Genomic DNA, 709 nt, shown 5'->3' with positions numbered 1-709 from the left:
CTGCTCTTCATACTTCATAGAAAGATAGGCAATTAATTTCCCCAAGAGCTGATTTTTATCTTCTTCACCTTTCGTACTTGCTGGCATCAAAATAACTTTTTTAGTGCCGGTATCGGGTAACTTGAATTCCTTGCTCTTTAGAAAATTGCGATTAGCATAGTAAACATCCACCGTATCTGTTAACTGATATTGCTGAATCTGTTCTGATTTGACAAAATTTTTTACAGGAAGACTGCTACTTTGCACATAGCCCGCCTGCGTTTTTTCTACCAAATCCAGATAAAATCGATAGAAATAATCCACTGCTTGCCCTGAGCCTGCCAACTGCTCTTGCCACAGATTATCATTGAGTTGAAAAGTTTCCAAGGTCAGATAATTTCCTTGACTGATCCACTGTTTCTGGTAATCCAACTCTTTGTTTTCTTGCTCCAAACTTTTTCCTACCCCAACTAGCAAGACTGTCAGTAAAATAGTAGTTCCAATTTTCATCAAATAATTAAAGAGTAGACTAAATTTGAAAGATGAAAAACCTTTCAGCAAAGAGCTGATTGTCATTTTTTGAATTAAGAGGTAAGTCAACCAACTGATAAAGAGATAAAGTTGCAAAAGCAAAAAATGCGACAACCATAACATTGGGAACAAATCTTTTGGCTTGTAATCAAGCAAGAAACATACTCCTAGATTGATCACAAGCGCCCCACCCACTGTT

General features: G+C 37.0%; 1 pseudogene. It reads right to left on the bottom strand.

The features are described 5' to 3' along the window. Positions 1 to 709 (bottom strand): annotated as a pseudogene (locus GMD4S_RS12500) (bacteriocin-associated integral membrane family protein); the annotation flags it as partial.

The sequence above is a fragment of the Streptococcus sp. GMD4S genome (genome assembly GCF_000296955.1).
The sequence above is the reverse complement of the archived record's forward strand: the minus strand, read 5'-3'. Positions and strand labels throughout refer to the sequence as shown.